This is a genomic window from Cupriavidus sp. CP313, assembly GCF_054072015.1.
This window is the reverse complement of record NZ_JBSVZB010000047.1, coordinates 1-18426: the sequence shown is the minus strand read 5'-3', so window position 1 is coordinate 18426 and position 18426 is coordinate 1. Positions and strand designations below refer to the sequence as shown.

Here is an 18426-nt window from a genome sequence, read left to right as displayed (position 1 = left end):
CGCCCCCTCGAATGCGGCTGATTTACCGAGATTAAAATTTGTGTCGAACGCCCAAGACCGCACCGGCCTGGTTCTTGCCAGCAACGGTTGTTCCAAAGCCACCGGTGCCGAGGTCCGATCCGTCCTTGTTCCGGATATAGGCAACGTTCAGGTAGACGTCGGTGCGCTTGGAGAACGCGCTCCCCCAAAAAACAGGCCCAGAGCGACCGCCGCCATCCACACCTCCTTATTCTTCGAGGAGGCGGTACCAGGCCGGCGAATCTATGACTGCACAGCTTCGAGTTTCTTGTAGACGAGCGCCGAGAGGGCGACGTCGACAAGCCCGACGCCAACCGACTTGTAGATGCCGATGCCTTGAGCAGCGCCGTGAGCAGCGGCGTCTTCAGGCAACACGTTGCCGATCTCCAGAACGCGATCCCAGTCGACGACGCCATCCTGCGCCATCACCAGGTCGCCCGCTTCGTTGCGCGCCTGTTCCTTGTGCTCGACGATAATTCGGGCCGCGCGCTGCAGCGTGGAATCATCGATTTCGCGCGTCTGTGGCTTGCTCGATCCGATTGCGGCGACAAAAGCGTGCGGCTTGAGGAGCTTGCCATCAAACAAGGGCGTCGGGCTCCGGGTGCATGTGATCACTACATCCGCTTCCGGCACAGCCGTAATTGCTTCAGCAGTCTGGAACTCCACGTGCGGATGCGCTTGCGAGAAGCTGGCCGCCATTGCTTCTCCGTCGCCCTTACTGACAATGAAGACGCGGCGGAACACATCGAGCTCCAGCAACGCGGCGAGATGTGCCCGCGCCTGAACTCCCGCACCGAAGATCGTCAGCGTGGAAGCCTCTTGGGGCATTTGCGCCTCGATGACGACACGCGTGGTCGCCGCAGTACGGAACTCCGTCAGTGCGTTACCCTGGAGAGTCCCCAGATAGTGGCCGTCCGTGCCATCGAAGAGCACGACAACGAAGTCGAATTTCCCAGCGTTAGTGGAATAGACCTTCGCTCCGCACATCCCGGCAGGCGCCACGATGCCGCCCATAACACTGAGCGTCAGATGGTCGAGATAGGTACGCGAGCGAGGAAGTGTTACGGCGCGTCCCTGTGCTGCCGCGATGAACGCATCGCGCACAACCGCGCTGCTCTCGCGCATGGTGAGAACGCTGCGGACTTGCTCATCGGTGATCAGTTTCATAGTGCGTGCTTCCGCGTCTGCCTAATGGCAGTACTGCATAGTGGTGAGAGAGGCCGATTGTTTCCCGATCACGCGCCTCCGTCTAATGCGTTTTTTTTGCCCCGCCTAACCTGAGGCTATATGCCGGACGATGTGCGCTTCCAGCTACGGCCGCGCGACTATTGCGCCCTTCCGAACAGCGTTAGCCTCGAATTCGTGCGACGCATACATCGACGCACCAAAATGGATTAACTGAGGGTTATACCCGGTAGCGTTTTGTCAATTGCGCCGACTTACAGACGTTCGCATACTGGTGTAGCGCTGAAATTGCAACAGCGAGCGTCTCTCTCCAGTACGTAACTGGGACAACAACCCCAAACGAAACTATGCATGTATGTGTGCTTGGCGGCGGCGTCGTCGGCGTGACCACCGCTTACTTCCTGGCTCGTGAAGGTCATCGCGTCACTGTCGTCGAACAACACCCGGAAGCCGGCGTGGAGACGAGCTTTGCAAATGGGGGCCAGCTCAGCTACAGCTATGTCGCGCCGCTCGCCGGCCCCTCGGCCCTTCATCATTTACCCGCGTGGCTGCTCAGTAAGACAGCACCATTGCTTTTCCGGCCCAGGCTGAGCCTGGCGCAATGGACTTGGTGCATGCAGTTCCTTCGTCATTGCACTACCGACCGTAGTCGACAGACAACGGTGGAAATGTTGTTGCTCGGCGCCTACAGCAAAGCCGTCATGAACGATGTCATGCTGGATGAAGGCATCGATTTCGCCCACAGCAAGAGCGGCAAGCTTGTTGTGTATCGTGATCCTGTCGAGTTTGAAGTTGCGAAACGGCAGATGGAATTCCAGGCGAAGTTTGGCGCCGAACAAAGTGCACTGGACGCGAAGGCGTGCGTGCTTGCAGAGCCTGCGCTTTACGCAGTGGGCGACAAGTTGGCCGGAGGCATCCTGACCCCCTCCGAAGAGGCCGGCGATTGTTATCTCTTCACGCGCGAACTTGGTCGTGTCGCCAAAGAGAAGTATGGAGTCGACTTCCTGTTCAACAATCGAGTCCACGGGCTCATCCGGGAAGGCGGCAAGGTGGTGGCGGTGCGCACCGATTCTGGCGATGTCAATGCCGATTTGTATGTGCTCGCGCTCGGCAATGGCAGCTCAGAGCTGGCAGCCGACCTCGGCATTCGACTTCCGATGTATCCGCTCAAGGGTTACAGCTTGACTGTTCCGGTGGAGGAGGCACATCAGGCCCCTGCGTTGAGCGTAACAGACCTGCATCATAAGATCGTCTATGCCAAGCTCGGTCAGCACCTGCGAATCGCGGGAATGGTTGATATGACGCCCACCGACTCCCACTTCGATGCGGCGCGGATCGAGCTTCTCAGGTCCCAAGCCGCGGCCACGATGCCAAATGCTGGAGATTACTCCGGAGCACAAGTCTGGACCGGCGCCCGTCCGGCCACGCCGGACAGCAAGCCTCTCCTTGGTAAGACAAATTTGTCGAACCTTCATCTAAACACTGGACACGGAGCCCTTGGCTTCACGCTCGCCTGTGCCAGCGCCAAGCTCGTCGCGGACACTTTGTGCGGCCGTTCACCCGCTCTCGATCTGGCGCCATATCAGCTCGCAGGTCGGAACGTGCGCCGCGACTACCGGAAACTTGGCTCGCCTAACCTCGCGCTGAACTAAGCGTACTTGCCGGTTGCTGCACGTACGCAGGTACGTGGCATTGAGAAGGCGGCGTCGCTTGCTGCTAACGTTTAGGAGCCCTCCTGCGGGGCGCGGCAACGTGCGACGGCGGCCACACTTGGCGAATGAAGGCTATCCGTTTGAGGCGTTTCGAAGGGCCAGTTGCTGCATAATCATTTATCGGCGCTGGCAATCAGCCCATCCAACCACTCCTGATGGCCGTTGATCTGCCACAGCGGACACGTGCACTATATGGAGCTTGCCGGGCCGTCGTTAGCGAGTTCCTCTTTCGGTTGCTTCCAGTCCCGCCTTTCAAGTCGAGCGCATTGTCACCAAGTTAAGGGCCGCCAGTGGTCCTCCAGGAAATTGGTGCTGCCTTCCGCCCACATCGAGCGAACCGAGATCGATGCCGAAAAACCCAAGACGATCGATCAACGTGGCCACCTCGGCTTTGGCGCTCGCATCGTCACCCGATAAGAACAACACGCGGCGGCCACCTTCTGCTTGCGGATCGCCAGACACCAGCGCGGGTTGCAGGTGATTGAACGCCTTGACAACACGCGCGCCGGGCACGAGGTCTGCAAACACTGCGCTCGAAGAGCGGCCATGCAGGTCCGCGGGGCGAAACAGCGGGGCCTCAATTGGGTTGTTTGCGTCGACGACAATCCGCCCGCCAAATTCGGGCAGCCCGCTCAGTGCCAGTGGCAGCTTCGACCAGTTCACAGCCACCAGCACGATGTCCTGCGCTGCGGCTTCCTCGCGCGTGCCCGGGCGAATCGAGGGCCCAATCGCCTGCATGGCGGCATGCAGCGTTTCGGGTCCGCGGCTATTCGCCACCACCGCCTCGATGCCGTGTCGGGCCAGCGCCGTCGCGAACGCAATGCCGATCGCACCCGCGCCGATAATGCCGATAGTCTTACCGATGTCTGTTTGCATGGCGGTCTCCTTGCTCAGGCCGTGAAGCCGCCATCGGCAACAATCTCGGCGCCGGTCACGAACGCTGCGTCGGGACTCGCGAGGAATGCTACGACACCGGCAATCTCATGCGGCTGGCCGTACCGGCCCACGGCGATGCCAGGGCCGACGATCTGGCTGACCGGACCGCCATCGGGATTCATGTCCGTATCGGTCGGGCCCGGATGGACGGTATTGACCGTGATGCCTTTCGGCCCGAGATCGCGCACCAGGCTGCGCGTGAAACCGGTGATGGCGCCCTTCGTCAGCGTGTAGAGCGATGCCGTGGGAAACGCCGCATAGCGCGTCATCGACGAACCGATATGGATCACGCGCCCGCCCGCCTTCATGTGGCGCACCGCTTCCTGCGTGGCCACGAACACCCCCGTCACGTTCACCGCAATCATGCGCTCGTAAGTGTCGAAGGGAATGTCCTCGATGGCGCCGCCCAGGCCTAGGCCGGCGTTATTGACGAGAATGTCCAGGCCGCCCAGCGCCTCGACCGTGCTGGCCACAGCGCGGCGCACGGCGGCAGGGTCGCCAGCATCAGCGGCGAGCGCGATGGCCCGGCCGCCGGCGGCTTCGATCTCCCGCACCACGGTGGCGGCCTTGTCAGGCGAGGCGCTGTAGGTCAGCGCCACGGCCGCGCCGTCTGCGGCCAGGCGGCGGGCGATGGCGGCGCCGATGGAGCGCGAACCGCCGGTAACAAGCGCGGTCTTGCCGGCCAGGGGAAGTGTCTGTTGCGTCATGGCTGTTTCTCCGATTGGGATGAATCACAAGGTGTGCACGGAGTATGGACGCCGGATTCCCCAATGATTAGCCATGAGTCACTAGAATGACTTTCAAGTGTTAGTGTAAGCTCAGCGCGATGGAAACCCTCGCCAACCTCGAATCCTTTGTGCGCAGCGCCGAAACGGGCAGCTTTTCGGCGGCGGGGCGTCTCCTGGCGCTGACGCCGGCAGCCGTCAGCCGCAACGTGGCGATGCTGGAGCGCAATCTGGGCGTACGCCTGTTTCAGCGCTCGACGCGCAAGCTGACGTTGACCGAGACCGGCGAACGGTTCATGGCATCCATCGGCGGCAACCTGGACGCGCTGCAAGCCGCCATCGCCGCCGTGACGAATGACCACGGCGAACCGGCTGGCGTGCTGAAGGTCAGCCTGGCGCCGTCGTTCGGCATCGCCTATGTGATGCCGCTGCTACCCGAGTTCCTGCGCCGTTATCCGGCAATCCGCCCGGAATGGCATTTCGAGAATCGCCCGATCGACCTGATTGCCGAAGGGTTCGACGCCGCCATTGGCGGCGGCTTCGAACTGGCGCCGGGACTCGTCTCCCGCGTGCTGGCGCCGGCGCATATCGTCGCGGTGGCGTCGCCTGCGTATCTGCGGGAACGCCCGTTACCCGCCGATCCATCGATGCTGAATGTCATGGAGGGCATCGTCATGCGCTCCGGGCGCACAGGACGCACCCGGCAATGGACGATGCGCGATGCCGCCGGCAACGAAGCCCCCGCGACCATGCTCGAGCGCATTGTCGCGAGCGACCCGGCAGCCATGCGTGAAGCCGCGCTGCTGGGATTGGGCGTGACGCTGCTGGCGCTACCCGATGTGCTGCCCTGGCTGGAGCGGGGTGAACTGGTGCGCGTGCTGCCGCGCTGGTATGCCGACGCCGGCGCCATTTCGTTGTACTACCCCACGCGCACGCTCATGCCCGCCAAGACGCGGGTATTCATCGACCACGTTGTGGAAGCATTCCGCGCTGAGGGGCTGGCAGAGCGGCTGGCAGGCAGCCTCGGTGTTTAGCGTTTGCCTACCGAGGCAAAGCAAGGCTTCGGCGTCCGCTCTGGCCGTACTTGAGTCACTCGCCGGGCTTTAATGAAGGGCGGAAACGGGTCGGTCAGAGACAGTCGCAGTTTCGCGGGAGACTTTTGACCGAGACCGGTCCATTCAGTATGCCTCGAGCGGTGGCCGTCACCGGAGGTGTCGAAAGTATCGGCGAGATCGCTTTCCCAATGGGAAAGCCCTGAATCGTCACCTGACGGGAGACCAATGGCGTTGGCGCACGCTCAGGGCCAAGCGCCGTTTTTCTTTTATTATTCAATAACTTAGATCAATCCCCTGCGGCGATTAGAGCAAAACCTCAAGCCTGTAGGCCGTATTTCTACGAAAAGCCCTTGCTTATCTATCTAGTAGTAGATAGTATTCAGGCCATGGAACGACGCGATGCACGAAGCTAACAGCAACGCAGCCGGTCCAGGCCATACAAGATTGTTTGTCAGTACCGGTAGTGGTCTTTTTTTTAGTCCCGATTATCTATCTAGTGGTAGATAGCGGCATAAAAAAGACCTCTGATTCGCAGCAAAGATATGGACCAGCGATCCATCACACAAACCGAGATCGCCCGGCCCACCAAGGAGAGCACCATGAACGCCAAGACCATCCTCACCGCCGCCGCCCTCGCAACCGCTTTCGTTGCCGGTGCCGTCCAGGCCGCCCCCGCCGCCCAGAAGGCCGGCGAAGTCTACGGCTACAGCTATCGCGTACAAGACCAGCGCAGCGCCTTCACCGATGGCGCACGCCAAGGCAAGGTCGACGCGTTCAGCGAAGGTGCCCGCGTCGGCAAGGCCGACCCGTACCTGGACGGCGCCAAGATCGGCACGTTCGACCCGTACACCGACGGTGCCCGCATCGTTTCCGGCCTGGACCGCGCCGGCGTGTCGGTTAGCCCGGCCCGCAAGGTTGACCCGTACCTGGACGGTGCCAAGATCGGCACGTTCGACCCGTACACCGACGGTGCCCGCATCGTTGCCGGCCTGGACCGCGCCGGCGTGTCGGCTAGCCCGGCCCGCAAGGTTGACCCGTACCTGGACGGCGCCAAGATCGGCACGTTCGACCCGTACACGGACGGCGCTCGCATCGTTGCCGGCCTGGAACGCACCGGCGTGTCGGCTAGCCCGGCCCGCAAGGTTGACCCGTACCTGGACGGCGCCAAGATCGGCACGTTTGATCCGTACACCGACGGCGCCAACGCCTGAGTCCAATCGAGGGTAGCCGCCCGAAACGCAATGCCGGACCGCTACCCGACCTGACTCCCTGGAGTTTCAGCTTCAATTTGCGTGACAGTGCCCTGATCCTGGGCGGCTGGGTGGTGCTCTGCATGACTAGCGGAGCAGTGCTTTCGCTTGTTGCGCAGTCGCTGTCCATCTGAACGGATTCAACCGATTCAGCGGACAAGCGACGAAACGGAGGGTCTCCGGCAACCAAGCCAAAGACAGTTCTCATGAAAACGCATACCGTACGCGACCAATTGCTTGAGCACGCCTCCGTGCTGATCCGGCAACGCGGCTACAACGGGTTCAGCTATCGGGACCTGGCGGAACTGGTGGGCGTGAAGACCTCAAGCATTCACTACTACTTCCCGGCGAAGGACGATCTGGTGCTGGAGGTAGTGCGCCTCTACCGCGAACGCGGGCAGACGCGCCTCGCTGCCATCGATACCAGCCTGCCGCTGGCCGAACAGGCGCGGCGCTATGTCAATCCGCTGCGCAACGGCATCGAGCTGAACCAGATCTGCCTGGCCGGCATGTTATCAGCGGAAGTGATGGTGCTGCCCGACACGATCCGCACACTGTTGCAGGCGCATTTCCAGATGAATGAAGACTGGATCGCGGGCCTGCTGCACCGTGTCGAGATTGAACGTGGCCAGTCGTATCCGATGCCGCCGCAGGTGCTAGCGAAGGTGCTGTATGGCGCGATCCAGAACGGCATCATCACGGCGCGGATGTCCGGCTCCACCGATCGCCTCGATGCCGCGGGGGACATGTTGCTCGGCGCCGTCGGTGGATCGCTGTGCGTGGCCGAGCAGCACGAAGCCGTCGCCGCTTGATCACGCATGGTTTTGCGACACCTAGCTCAGGTGTCTGACGCCCCCCGTCCCGCTTTCGCGGCGGGCGCCATTGTTGGTTTGACCGCCGGAGTCTTCCCGGCGGTTGCTTTTATCGGCCAGAGACGGTCGCGCTCCGCAGCGGGTCATTCGACCGAGTCCGCAGGTCAATTCGGTCATTTCACCATGCGAAGCCGTACGGCCGAGAAGTCGTAAGGCGCCGGTCGGCTCCTCTCAACTTGGCCTTCATGACGTTTGGACTTGAGCGGCCGGTTGCTCCCCTACGGCGGACCTTGCACAACGGCCTGATTCCGGCAGCCACTCCCGAGCAGCGCCGCTTTTAGTCAGGCGCACCTTCGAATTTTTTGAAAAAATCAAAAACGCCAACCCTTGCCGGTTGGCTGGCGAACACTGTATATTTATACAGTTGTCGTCGCATCGCGGAAAAGCTGGCTCCTAAAGTCAAGCCCGCGCGGCGTCTGCGCTTTCTCTCCCCCACCTCGAAAGGCAATCATGTTCGTGGACCGCACCGAAATCATCAACGCCGCCAAGACACTGCGCGCCAGCCAGGAAGAATCCAGGTACAGCAAGCTCGTCGCGCTCGCGAACAAGCAACTCAAGGCAATGCAAACGGCAATCCAGAGGGGTAAGGAAGAATTCGAGACCAGACTGGTACTCGACATCAACGAAGACAATCCGCAAGCAGTGCTGGAACCGCGCGCGCAACGGCTAGCCGACGACCTCAGGGCACAGGGCTACACCGCAACGGTGACCACGTTTGCCGAGGTCAGCACCGACCGCAAGAACTGGACGCCAAATATCACGGTCGTCATCGGTCTGGGCGACATGGTTTCCGAAGACGACAACTCGATAGCAGTAAGCACGGTGACCGACGAGACGGAAGTCGCGCTGGCTGGCGAAGCTGCCAGTGAGATGGCCTGACTGCAGGCGGGCAATTCGAGATAAGGCACGGCATCACGGGGCTTCGCGCACGGTCGCGTGCGTGATGGCTGTTCCTACAAGGGAAATCTGCACGCGATTTACCAGTGGCACCCGATGAAGGAAACCGTGGCGTATTAGGACGCAATAGCCTGCGTCTTGATCGAACGAGGATTGTCACCACGCATGGCGGATCTCACTGGGAGGATCACGGCTCGCGCCATGAGCGTGTGCGCGGCTATCCCTGCTGACTTCATCGAGGTCGGCGATCGGCCAATCTCGGCCATCCGCCCTCACATCGCCGGACAGCCGACTTGGCCGATAAGCGGCCCGTGACACAAACAACGCGAGTGGCCGGAAAGGGCGCAACTTCGGTCATCGATACGATGCCGATGATCAGGGCGTACTTGATGCGCTCGTGCTAGATGACGCGGGCCTGCTCGGGAATGATGTCGAGCTGCTCGCTGACTTCGACGCCGATCTCGACCAGGGCGTGGCCATCGTACCCGCCGACCCGCTCCAACTCCGGCAGCTCGTAACGAACCACTTCGCGCGGCATGCGCTTGTGGCCTTCCACCTCGACCTCAGAGACCACTTTCTTGGCCGGCTGCATTGCGGACGTTGGCGCCAGCGCGTCGGCTTCGGTCAGGAACAGATCCTTCTGCTCAGAGACTACGGGCCTCGCTCCTGGAGGCGAACAACTGACGCTGGTATGCCTTGAGCCGTTTCGCCGCCAAGTCTCGTTCCGTCGTCGCCACGCGAAGCTCATCAAGCCGCCCTAGAAATTGGGGGTCGCGCACCGCACGGCTTCCTACAGCGGGCGGGGTTGACCTGCGCCGCTGTGGGCCATCAAGCACGGCCAGTTGGCTAAGCGCCGAACTCGGAAAGCAACGTCGCCCGATGCTGATCCAGTGCTGGTGGATTCCCAACGAGGCCAGGATGTATGAGATTGCCGACTTTGATCGGGTTGCCCGCGACCCGTAGTGACTTGCCGTCGCCAATACCAACGTCGAGAAGCATGCCGCGCGCTTCCACATGTGGGTTGCCGACCAATTGCGGGACATCGTTGAGCGGGCCGTGCGGTACGCCAGCAGGCTCCAGGATGACCGCCCATTCGTCCGTCGTAGCTTCGCTCAACCTTTTCTCCAGGCACTCCTTGAGCGCGACGTGGTTCTCGTTACGCGCCGCCACCGTCGCAAATCGCTCGTCGGTGGCCCACTCATTGCCACCTAGCGCCGCGCATAATTTTCCGAAGAGGTTATCGTTGCCGACGGCGACCACGATAAAGCCGTTCCTGGTGGCGAACAGGTCGAATGGCGTGATTGATGGATGGCGGGTGCCGAGCGGCTTAGGGACATGGCCAGTAGCGGAGAATCGGGCGATCGGATTCTCCAACAGCGCTACCTGGCAATCGAGCATGGAGATATCGACGCGCTCGCCCGTGCCGGTGTGCACGCGCTTGAGCAGGGCAGACTGGATTCCGATGGCTGCATACAGTCCGGCGCCGATATCTCCGATGGAAACGCCAACGCGAGACGGTTTACCACCGACTTCTCCGGTGACGCTCATCAGGCCGCCCATTGCCTGGACAACCATGTCGTATGCCGGTCGGCTGCGATACGGACCTGTTTGCCCAAAGCCGGAGATGGATGCATAGACCAGGCGCGGGAATCGCTCGTGCAGCGCCTCCCATGTGTAGCCCAGCTTCTCCATCACGCCAGGACGGAAGTTTTCTACAAGCACGTCCGCCTTTTTGAGCATCGAATCCAGGATTATGCGGTCGTCGGGATTCTTCAGATCGAGCGCGATCGATTCCTTGTTGCGATTGATGGAGGCAAAGTACGCGGACTCGCCATCTACGAATGGGCCTACATGCCTGGAATCATCACCCCCTGCCGGATTTTCGATCTTGATGACGCGAGCGCCGAGATCCGCCAGCATCATTGTGCAATAGGGGCCGGCCAGAACGCGGGTCAGGTCGACTACGGTGATGCCCTCCAAGGGCAGGCGAGGGGTCTCTTGGTTCATCCTGGTCTCAATCGATTCTTGCGCCACTCAACACCGCGAGCTTCACGCCCAACTCGCCTTCGTGCCTCGCGTACTCCTTGAACTCCGCCACGGAGGTAGACGTTGCGACTTCATCGCCCTGTGCCAGGAACTTCTTCTTCAGTTCAGGATTGGCCATGACCTTCGAGGTCGCTGCAAAGAGCTTGTTCACGATCTCCGGTGGCGTGTTCGCCGGCGCGAACAGGCCATACCAGGCGGAGAGCTCATACCCCTTGACGCCCCCTTCGGCTATGGTCGGGTAGTTCGGATTTGCCGGTGATCTCTGCGCGGAAGTCACGGCAATGGGAACAACCTTGCCCGTATCGATCATCGGCTTGATCGAAGGCGCCGTTGCAAACGTCAGTTGCACGTCTCCCGCAGCAACCGCCTGAGCCGACGGTGCCCCGCCTTTGTACGGCACGTGAGTCATCTGCACGCCGGCAAGGTTGCTGAAGTGAACGCCCGCGAGGTGGGTAATGACGCCGTTGCCGGAGGACGAGTAATTGAGCGCGCCCGGTCTGGCTTTGGCCCTCGCGACGAGATCCGAAACGCTCTTGATCCCAGTGCCCTTGTTGACCCCGAGTACGATCGGGGCCGTCACCAGCCGCGTAATCGGTACGAAATCGGACGCCTCGTACTTGATGTTCTTGTAGAAAACCTTGTCACCGCCCATCACGCTGGCCGTGGCGATGTAGAGCGTGTAGCCATCGGCAGGGGCCTTGGCTACGGCTGCGGCCGCGATCGTCGTGCCCGCGCCAGGCTTGTTGTCGACGATGACCGGCTGGCCCAGCTCCTTGCTCAATGCGTCGCCGTACAGCCGCGCCGTATTGTCGGCCCCCCCACCCGCGGGGAAGCCGATCACGATGCGTATTGGCTTGGTCGGGTAGTTCGTCTGGGTCGCAGCTCCCGCCGTCAGCGAGAAACCTGATAAAGCCAATACGGCCAGGTGGGTCGTGGTTCTATTCATGAGCATGTCTCCTCCATTGCTGTTTCACTACTTTCCTTTGAACATCGGTTGGCGTCTTTCCCTCCAGGCCGTCGCGCCTTCCCGGAGGTCTTCCGAGGTCTCCGAGCGTTGCATATCCCGCGAAAGCGTGGCAGCTTCCAGTACTCCTCGGGAAATGGCATTCAGGTGTTTCTTCATGCCGAGGAGTGCTATCGGGGCCATGCCGGCAAGCTGGCTGGTCAGTTGTTCCATGCGAGCAGCCAGATCCGCCGCCGGTACGATCTCCGTCAGGAATCCCAACCGCAACATCGTTTCGGCGTCGATCTTTTCGGCGGTAAGAAACAGCCGCTTGGCGGCGTTAAGCCCCAGGCGCGAGACATAGCGTTCCATGCCGCCGCGGTAGAAATGCAGGCCCAGGCGAGCTGCGGGCATGAACATGTCACAGTGGGGGACGCCAATACGGAAGTCACAGGCCAGACAGAAATCCGTTGCCCCGCCGTACACGCCGCCGTTGATGGCGGCGATGGTCACGGGGCGGGCCGCCTCGATGGCATCCATCACTTCCCCAAAGTTGAGAGCGCCTTCATCGGCCTTTCCAGTCAGGGATGCAATGTCGTAGCCACTGCAGAAGTACTTCCCCGTAGCGGTGAAGCGCAGCACAAGGACCCGCTCCATGTCGTTGACCGCGTCGACGTGGGCCTTGAGTACGCGTAGGTCAGCGGGACTCAGCCGGTTGGCTACTTCCGGGCGGCGTAATGAGATCGTGGCTACCGATTCATCCACGTGAAGTTGAGGAGTGTGCTCATCCATAGGGCGACATATCTCCGGTCGTTGTCATGTACTCGCCGTCGGCGCGCCGGCCCGATGATCCTTATTCCCTGTTATTCGGCGGCAAGGCATCGGCTGCGACGCGGCGCTGGCTAGACCTCTCGGATCTGCTGGAAGAATGCGGAAGGCACTTCCGGGCCCCAGGTCCACAACTGATCGTCCGTGCCTTCGACTGTCGTTGCCGGAACGGCGTTGTCATAGAGGTCGCCGTCGGCATAGTGCTCGACGCGGAAGCCATCCGGATCCCACCAGTAGTCGAACACCTGACTACCCAGGACATGCCGGCCGACGCCCCAGTGGGCCTTGTGCCGCCTGGACTTCAACCACTCATGGCCCATATGAACCGCGTCGATATCCTGAACCTCGAAGGAAACATGATGGACGTGTGATGTCCCGGCCTTCGAGAACAGCAGGGTATGGTGATCGGTGGGTGTCGCTCCCCGGTCACAACGCATGAAGAAGCCGAGGAATTCGTCCTGTGAGCCGGGTTGCAGCATCGCGTCTGAAACGATCATGCCCAGGTTGCGAATAGCCCAGTCCTTTGTTGCCACCGGATCTGGCACGCCCAGGGCGACATGCCCCAGGCGGAGCACCTGGCAGGGTCCGTGTTCCGGGCGCTGCGGTACATTGAAGCGCGCCTTCCGAATTCCCTCGTTAAGCACCGATGGCGGACGCACCGGTAATTCGGGGGCATCCTCGACGCCGTGGACAAGTTCCAGACTTATCCCGCCCGGCAACGCGACGTTCACGCAAAGGCCTCCACCGGGACGGCTAAGCTCACGTATACGCGAGGCGCCCTCGATGCGGGCGGCAAGCGCAAGGTCGTCCGCACTGTCCACTTCGAGGCCAATTGCCTTGAGAGATGGTTCAGCGGATGGTTCGGCCACGTAAATGTAGGGACTGGGAAGGGCCCCGCGGAAATAGGCGGCGTTTCCAGGCCAATCTACAGGCACCAGGCCAAAGTCGGCCATGAAACTTCGGGTCTTGCCGAGGTCACTGACCCCATAGACCACATACTTTCCACCACGAATTTTGATCACGTCGTCTCCTTCTGCATGCTGTTGGTAGGCGCGGTGGGCGGGGCCGGCTTCAGCCTCTTGCAACGATGGGATTCGTCACCGCTACGATGCCCTGCACGGCCACCTCGACGACGGATCCAGGCTTCGCGTAGATGCGTGGGTTCCGGCCAAATCCAACACCTGATGGCGTACCAGTAGCGATCAGGTCGCCGGGCTGCAAACTGATCGTGCGCGTAATGAATTCAATGATCTGTCCGACAGAGAACACCATGTCTGCAGTGGTGCCGTCCTGCATGATTTCACCGTCCACCCTGGTCGTCAGCCGCGTGTTGGCGGGATCGATCGAGTCCGCGGTAGCGATGATCGAACCCACTGGACCGCTGCCATCGAGATTCTTGCCCAGCGCCCACTGGCCAGTGCTGAGCGTCATGCTCTGGAGTTGGGACGCCCGTCCGCTTAGATCATTGAAGACCGTGTAGCCCAGTACACCTTCCAATGCTTGCTCCGGATTCGCTTCCAGCAGCGGCTTCCCAATGATCGCGGCAAGCTCGACCTCCCAGTCGATGCCGTCCGGCTCCGTCGATGGCACCGGCACTGGGGTGCCAGACGTCACCAGCGTCGAAGCCCAGCGCGCAAACAGATTGGGGAAAGGCGGCGTCGGGAGTCCACCTTCCTTGCCATGCTCGACATAGTTGATTGCCACGCAGATGATCTTCGCGGTCAACGGGACAGGTACTGCCAGGCTGACGTCGGCGAGCGGCAGGGAGCCTTTGTGCAGCGTCCGCGCCTGCTTCAGCCAGGCGTCGGTATCCCTGTAGAAGTTGCCTAGGGATGTCAGTGGTTCGATGAGGCCATCTATCAGGACACCGATGTTGGCGTCGGACTGGACACCGGTGTTGGAGGGGCGATAAGCGATCAGGCGCATGGGAATGCTCCAAAGTTATTTGCTTGGGACTGCTGCGAGTCAGCAGGGGTGGTTCACCGTAGGGGCGAGGCGTCGACCATGCGATGGCACGATGGCCATCGCGCCTCAGGCGCTGCCGCTGAAGGCCAGCGACACGGGGGACGCCTTCTGGTCCGGCTCGGGCCATCGCTGCGAAACGGTCTTGAGCTTGGTGTAGAAGCGCGCGGCGTCGGGTCCGTAGAGATGGGATTCACCGAACTTCGAGCGGCGCAGTCCGCCGAAATTGAAGTAACCCACGGGCAAAGGCACCGGGACGTTGACCCCGATCATGCCGGACTCGATCTCGGTCATGAAACGATGTGCCGTCTTGCCGTCGCGGGTGAAGATGACCGAGCCATTGCCGTAGGCGTGCCTGTTGGTGACGTTGATGGCCTCATCGAAGGTCTCGGCACGCATGATGCCGCGCGCCGGCCCGAAGACCTCCTCCTTGTAAAATTCCATATCGGACGTGACCCGGTCGATCAGCGTGGGGCCAAGGTAGTAACCGCTTGCATGGCCCGGCACACTCAGATCCCGTCCGTCGAGCACAAGGTCCCCACCAGCCTCCACGCAATCGCCAATCGCTCGCTCCACCGCCAGCTTGGACTGCGCTGAAATCACGGCACCGAAGTCGGCGGCGGGGTTGTTGTAGGGGCCCACGCGGAGCGCCTGAATCTTTGGCACGAGTAGCTCGCGCAGGCGCTCGGCCGTTCCGGCGCCAACGGGCAGCAGTAACGACACGGCCATGCAGCGCTGGCTCGCCGAACCGTAGCCAGCGGAAACGAATGCATTGGTTGCGGCCTCCAGATCGGCATCTGGCATCACCACCATGTGATTCTTGCCACCGGTAAATGCGGCTACACGCTTGTTGTGGGAGGTGCCCTTCTGGTAGATGTATTCACCCACGGCCGTGGAGCCAACGAAGCTGACACCCGCGATGCCAGGATGTTCGAGGATCGCGTCGACCATCTCCTTGTCGCCCTGGACGACATTAAATACGCCATCGGGCAACCCGGCTTCCTTCCACAAGCGCGCAAACTCGAGTGCGGCACTCGGCACCTTTTCCGATGGCTTCCAGACCACTCCGTTGCCGACGGCCACGGCCATGGCAATCATCACGGCAGGCACCATGATGGGAAAGTTGAATGGCGTGATGCAGCCGACCACGCCGATCGGCACACGCATCGAAAATACGTCGATATCGCCGCCAACATTCGTCGCATACTCGCCCTTGGTCACGTGCGGCGCATTGGTCGCAAACTCAATGGCCTCGATGGCGCGGGCGATCTCGCCCTTTGCGTCGGCGATCGTCTTGCCATGCTCGCGGCCGATGGTCTCGGCCAGCAGGTCGATATTGGCGGTCATCAGCTCACGCATTTTGAAGATGACAGCCTGGCGCGTCGCATGCGAGGCGCGCCCCCAGCGCTTTCCCGCTTCGGTGGCGGCCGCGACCGCATGATCGAGCGTGGCCCGATCCGCATAGGCGCAGCGCGCAATCTCTTCGCCAAGCGAGGGGTTGTAGACCGGGCCGGTACGATGGCCCGTGCCGGCTTCATGCTTGCCCGCGATGAAGTGCCCGATGTGATTGGTCATGCTTTGTGTACCTCCCTGAGCGATCGCCCGAACTTCGTGAATTGGTTCTGCATTGCGTGCAGTGACACCGTACGGCAGATCGTACACCTGCGTTTATGCAATTGGTGTGGCAAAATATGCAATGCAACTATGCGTTTTTGCATTTGTGGGAGAGCGCCTTGAACCAGTTCAATTGGGACAACTTGCGGGTATTTCTTGGCGTGGCGAGGGCGCAATCTGCGCTGGAGGCCTCGCATGCGCTGGACATGAACCAGTCCACCATTTCGCGACGCTTGCAGCGGCTGGAGGAGGACATCGGGTCGAAACTGTTTGATCGCAGTTCGCAAGGGCATCGCCTCACGAGCGCCGGTCACCGCTTGCTGGAACACGTCGAGAAGCTGGAGAGCACGCTTGCGATGGTGGAATCCGACGTCTTCGGCGACAGCCTTGCGCTGACAGGCGAGATAAGGCTGGGCGCTACTGAAGGGTTCGGCAGCTACTTTCTGGCCCCGCACCTCGCGCATTTCTGCACACGCCATCCTGGCATCACGGTCGACCTGTTGCCGATGCCCAGAAACATCAATCTGTCGAAGCGCGAAGCCGATGCATCCGTCACCGTCGACCGGCCTACCATCGACAGCTTTGTCACCAGCAAGCTGGCGGAGTACCGGCTATTGCCCTACGCCACACGCGAGTATTTGCGCCGTCACCCTCCTATCCATGGTGTGACAGACCTTCCTGGTCACAGATGGATCGACTATGTGGACGATCTGGTTTTCGCGAAGCAACAGTTCAGTCTCCAAACGTGGCTGCCCGGGGCCAAGCCGTTCATGCGTAGCACAAGCGTTATCGCGCAGTTCCAGGCCGTCCGTTCCGGGCTCGGGGTGGCGGTCTTGCCTTGTTTCCTGGGCGCCGCTTCGAAAGAGCTCGTTCCCATCCTTCCCGCACAGATCGATATCACCCGGACTTTCTGGCTCGTCGCGCCGCAGGAACGGCGGGAGCTTGCCCGAATCAAGGCACTCTGGGATTACTTGCGCCGGGTCGCCGACGCTAACGCGGATTTCCTGATGGGCAAGTCCGGAAAGATTGAATGGCTGGCCGGCTGAGCGATAAACTCGGACGGGGACTTCTTGGCGAAGGCACAGCCGGACGGCCACCGTTCCCATAACACTTCGCCGCTGGCCGCTCGCCGGCGGCCTTTTCGGACGGTCGCGAGAAAATGCCCGCAAATCCGATAGGGACGTATCCGACTGCACGCGTCTAACCGGTGAGCATTAGGGAATCAGGATCATTGCACCAGTGCGCCGGCGGGCAGCGATGTCCTCATGGCCGCGTGCCGCTTCCGATAGCGGATACCGGCCTCACTTCCAACCCGCCAAATACCCCGGTCCGATAGGCATCGAAGACCGCGGCAATCGCCGCATTCCGCGCCAGTCCGCCCAGGTGCTGCGGCCACCCTCGATCCGAATTCGCCGCAGGTCCAGCGCTGCCTTGTCGATGACGGGTTGGCCGGATGCGGCGCCGATGGTCACGATGATTCCACCGTTGCGGACCGCGGCAACCGATGTATCGAAGGTGGCCTACCGACGAATTCGGTAGACCACGTCGACACCATCCGGCGCGAGGATCCGGCCGGCCAGGTCTGGATCGCCAGAACACAGCACATGACCACCGAATCTGCCAGGCGATCCCGCTTGGCTTTCGAACCGGCCGTACCGATGACCTTGGCGCGAAGAGTTCTGGCCCAGCGCGACAGCAGCAAGCCAACCGCTGCTGGACGCTCCCTGCACCAGCACCGTCTCGCCGGCCATCAAGCGGTGGAAGCCGTACAGGCCGGCCCAGGCGGTCAGGCCTTTGGTCAGCACAGCGGCAGCCTGCTCGAACGTAAGATCATCCGGCAGCGGCATCAAGGCGTCAGCGGCGATCAAGCGCACTTCGGCATAGCCGCCGGGACCTAAAAGGCGGACGACCGTCCCAGCCGCGATCAGCTTGAAAGGCACAGCATGGATGACCGCCCTGGATCGCTCTCCGGACCTCCACTAAGCCGGGTTCGGATGACAGGATCTCGGCCTGAACAGCCCTTCGAACTATCGCGTTGGACGTCGCAGAAGGGTCGAATACGGCCCGCTATCTATTGCAGCAGGTCAGTTCCGCTCGTTCAAATCGTGTCGCAAGGCCAGGCAGGCGCCCGCTCAAGGCGAACAATTGTTGTGACAGGACACGCTGGATGTCCTGCTCGGGCTGTCGGTGGCGCCGCGACGGCCGGCCGCGCCCTGTCGGAAAAAATCCGCCAACTACGTGGGCTACGCCGGCTGTGATCGGTCGCGCAGACGGGCTTGAGACGGTCGTTTTTCCTTGTTCTGTTGGGCCCGGCCGTGCGTCGCACGGGATCGCTGCAAGCTTTGGCACGGCCTATGCTTTGATCAAAGCACGTGTTGCAACT

General features: G+C 61.4%; 16 protein-coding genes and 1 pseudogene. 6 read left to right on the top strand and 11 right to left on the bottom strand.

Annotation, left to right across the window (positions count from 1 at the left end):
• Positions 1 to 261 precede the first annotated feature (261 nt).
• Complete coding sequence (locus ACW4E8_RS37420) at positions 262 to 1185, bottom strand: ornithine cyclodeaminase family protein (RefSeq protein WP_456809087.1); 924 nt, start codon at positions 1183 to 1185, stop codon at positions 262 to 264.
• A gap of 365 nt (positions 1186 to 1550) precedes the next feature.
• Between ACW4E8_RS37420 and ACW4E8_RS37415 the strand changes: the two genes are divergently transcribed.
• Complete coding sequence (locus ACW4E8_RS37415; protein ID WP_456809086.1) at positions 1551 to 2855, top strand: D-amino acid dehydrogenase; 1305 nt, start codon at positions 1551 to 1553, stop codon at positions 2853 to 2855.
• A 312-nt stretch (positions 2856 to 3167) separates the two neighbouring features.
• On the opposite strand, the gene ACW4E8_RS37410 is transcribed toward ACW4E8_RS37415, so the two are convergent.
• Positions 3168 to 3791, bottom strand: coding sequence for an NADPH-dependent F420 reductase (locus ACW4E8_RS37410; RefSeq protein WP_456809085.1), 624 nt, complete (start codon positions 3789 to 3791; stop codon positions 3168 to 3170).
• Positions 3792 to 3805: 14 nt separating this feature from the next.
• Positions 3806 to 4558, bottom strand: coding sequence for an SDR family NAD(P)-dependent oxidoreductase (locus tag ACW4E8_RS37405; RefSeq protein ID WP_456809084.1), 753 nt, complete (start codon positions 4556 to 4558; stop codon positions 3806 to 3808).
• 119 nt (positions 4559 to 4677) lie between these two features.
• On the opposite strand from ACW4E8_RS37405, the gene ACW4E8_RS37400 reads away from it, so the two are divergent.
• The 4 genes from ACW4E8_RS37400 (at position 4678) to ACW4E8_RS37385 (ending at position 8632) form a co-directional block, all read left to right on the top strand.
• Positions 4678 to 5610 (top strand): LysR family transcriptional regulator, encoded by a 933-nt coding sequence (locus ACW4E8_RS37400; RefSeq protein ID WP_456809083.1) that lies wholly within the window; start codon positions 4678 to 4680, stop codon positions 5608 to 5610.
• Between the two features lie 620 nt (positions 5611 to 6230).
• Positions 6231 to 6842, top strand: coding sequence for a copper resistance protein CopQ (locus tag ACW4E8_RS37395; RefSeq protein WP_456809082.1), 612 nt, complete (start codon positions 6231 to 6233; stop codon positions 6840 to 6842).
• 245 nt (positions 6843 to 7087) lie between these two features.
• A complete protein-coding gene (locus ACW4E8_RS37390) occupies positions 7088 to 7693 on the top strand; it encodes a TetR/AcrR family transcriptional regulator (RefSeq protein WP_456809081.1) in 606 nt (201 codons plus the stop codon).
• Positions 7694 to 8203: 510 nt separating this feature from the next.
• Complete coding sequence (locus ACW4E8_RS37385) at positions 8204 to 8632, top strand: hypothetical protein (RefSeq protein WP_456809080.1); 429 nt, start codon at positions 8204 to 8206, stop codon at positions 8630 to 8632.
• Between the two features lie 421 nt (positions 8633 to 9053).
• Here the strand turns inward: ACW4E8_RS37385 and ACW4E8_RS37380 are convergent.
• The 7 genes and pseudogenes from ACW4E8_RS37380 to ACW4E8_RS37350 all read right to left on the bottom strand — a co-directional run.
• A pseudogene (locus ACW4E8_RS37380) lies at positions 9054 to 9396 on the bottom strand (IS66 family transposase); the annotation flags it as partial.
• Positions 9397 to 9496: 100 nt separating this feature from the next.
• Positions 9497 to 10657, bottom strand: coding sequence for a CaiB/BaiF CoA transferase family protein (locus ACW4E8_RS37375; protein ID WP_456809079.1), 1161 nt, complete (start codon positions 10655 to 10657; stop codon positions 9497 to 9499).
• A gap of 7 nt (positions 10658 to 10664) precedes the next feature.
• The gene (locus tag ACW4E8_RS37370; protein WP_456809078.1) at positions 10665 to 11642 is read right to left on the bottom strand and encodes a tripartite tricarboxylate transporter substrate binding protein; all 978 of its coding nucleotides are present in this window, start codon (positions 11640 to 11642) and stop codon (positions 10665 to 10667) included.
• 27 nt (positions 11643 to 11669) lie between these two features.
• Entirely contained in the window at positions 11670 to 12431 is a 762-nt protein-coding gene (locus ACW4E8_RS37365; RefSeq protein WP_456809077.1) for an enoyl-CoA hydratase/isomerase family protein, read from the bottom strand.
• Positions 12432 to 12541: 110 nt separating this feature from the next.
• Complete coding sequence (locus ACW4E8_RS37360) at positions 12542 to 13489, bottom strand: VOC family protein (RefSeq protein ID WP_456809076.1); 948 nt, start codon at positions 13487 to 13489, stop codon at positions 12542 to 12544.
• 49 nt (positions 13490 to 13538) lie between these two features.
• Complete coding sequence (locus tag ACW4E8_RS37355; RefSeq protein ID WP_456809075.1) at positions 13539 to 14393, bottom strand: fumarylacetoacetate hydrolase family protein; 855 nt, start codon at positions 14391 to 14393, stop codon at positions 13539 to 13541.
• Positions 14394 to 14498: 105 nt separating this feature from the next.
• A complete protein-coding gene (locus ACW4E8_RS37350) occupies positions 14499 to 16091 on the bottom strand; it encodes a CoA-acylating methylmalonate-semialdehyde dehydrogenase (RefSeq protein WP_456809074.1) in 1593 nt (530 codons plus the stop codon).
• A gap of 71 nt (positions 16092 to 16162) precedes the next feature.
• Here ACW4E8_RS37350 and ACW4E8_RS37345 point away from each other — a divergent pair, with 71 nt between their 5' ends.
• Positions 16163 to 17089 carry a LysR family transcriptional regulator gene (locus ACW4E8_RS37345; RefSeq protein ID WP_456809073.1) on the top strand — a complete coding sequence of 309 codons (927 nt, stop codon included), beginning with the start codon at positions 16163 to 16165 and terminating at the stop codon, positions 17087 to 17089.
• 474 nt (positions 17090 to 17563) lie between these two features.
• Here ACW4E8_RS37345 and ACW4E8_RS37340 read toward each other — a convergent pair whose 3' ends face one another.
• Positions 17564 to 17983, bottom strand: a complete 420-nt coding sequence (locus ACW4E8_RS37340) for a hypothetical protein (protein ID WP_456809072.1) — start codon at positions 17981 to 17983, stop codon at positions 17564 to 17566.
• Positions 17984 to 18426 lie beyond the last annotated feature (443 nt).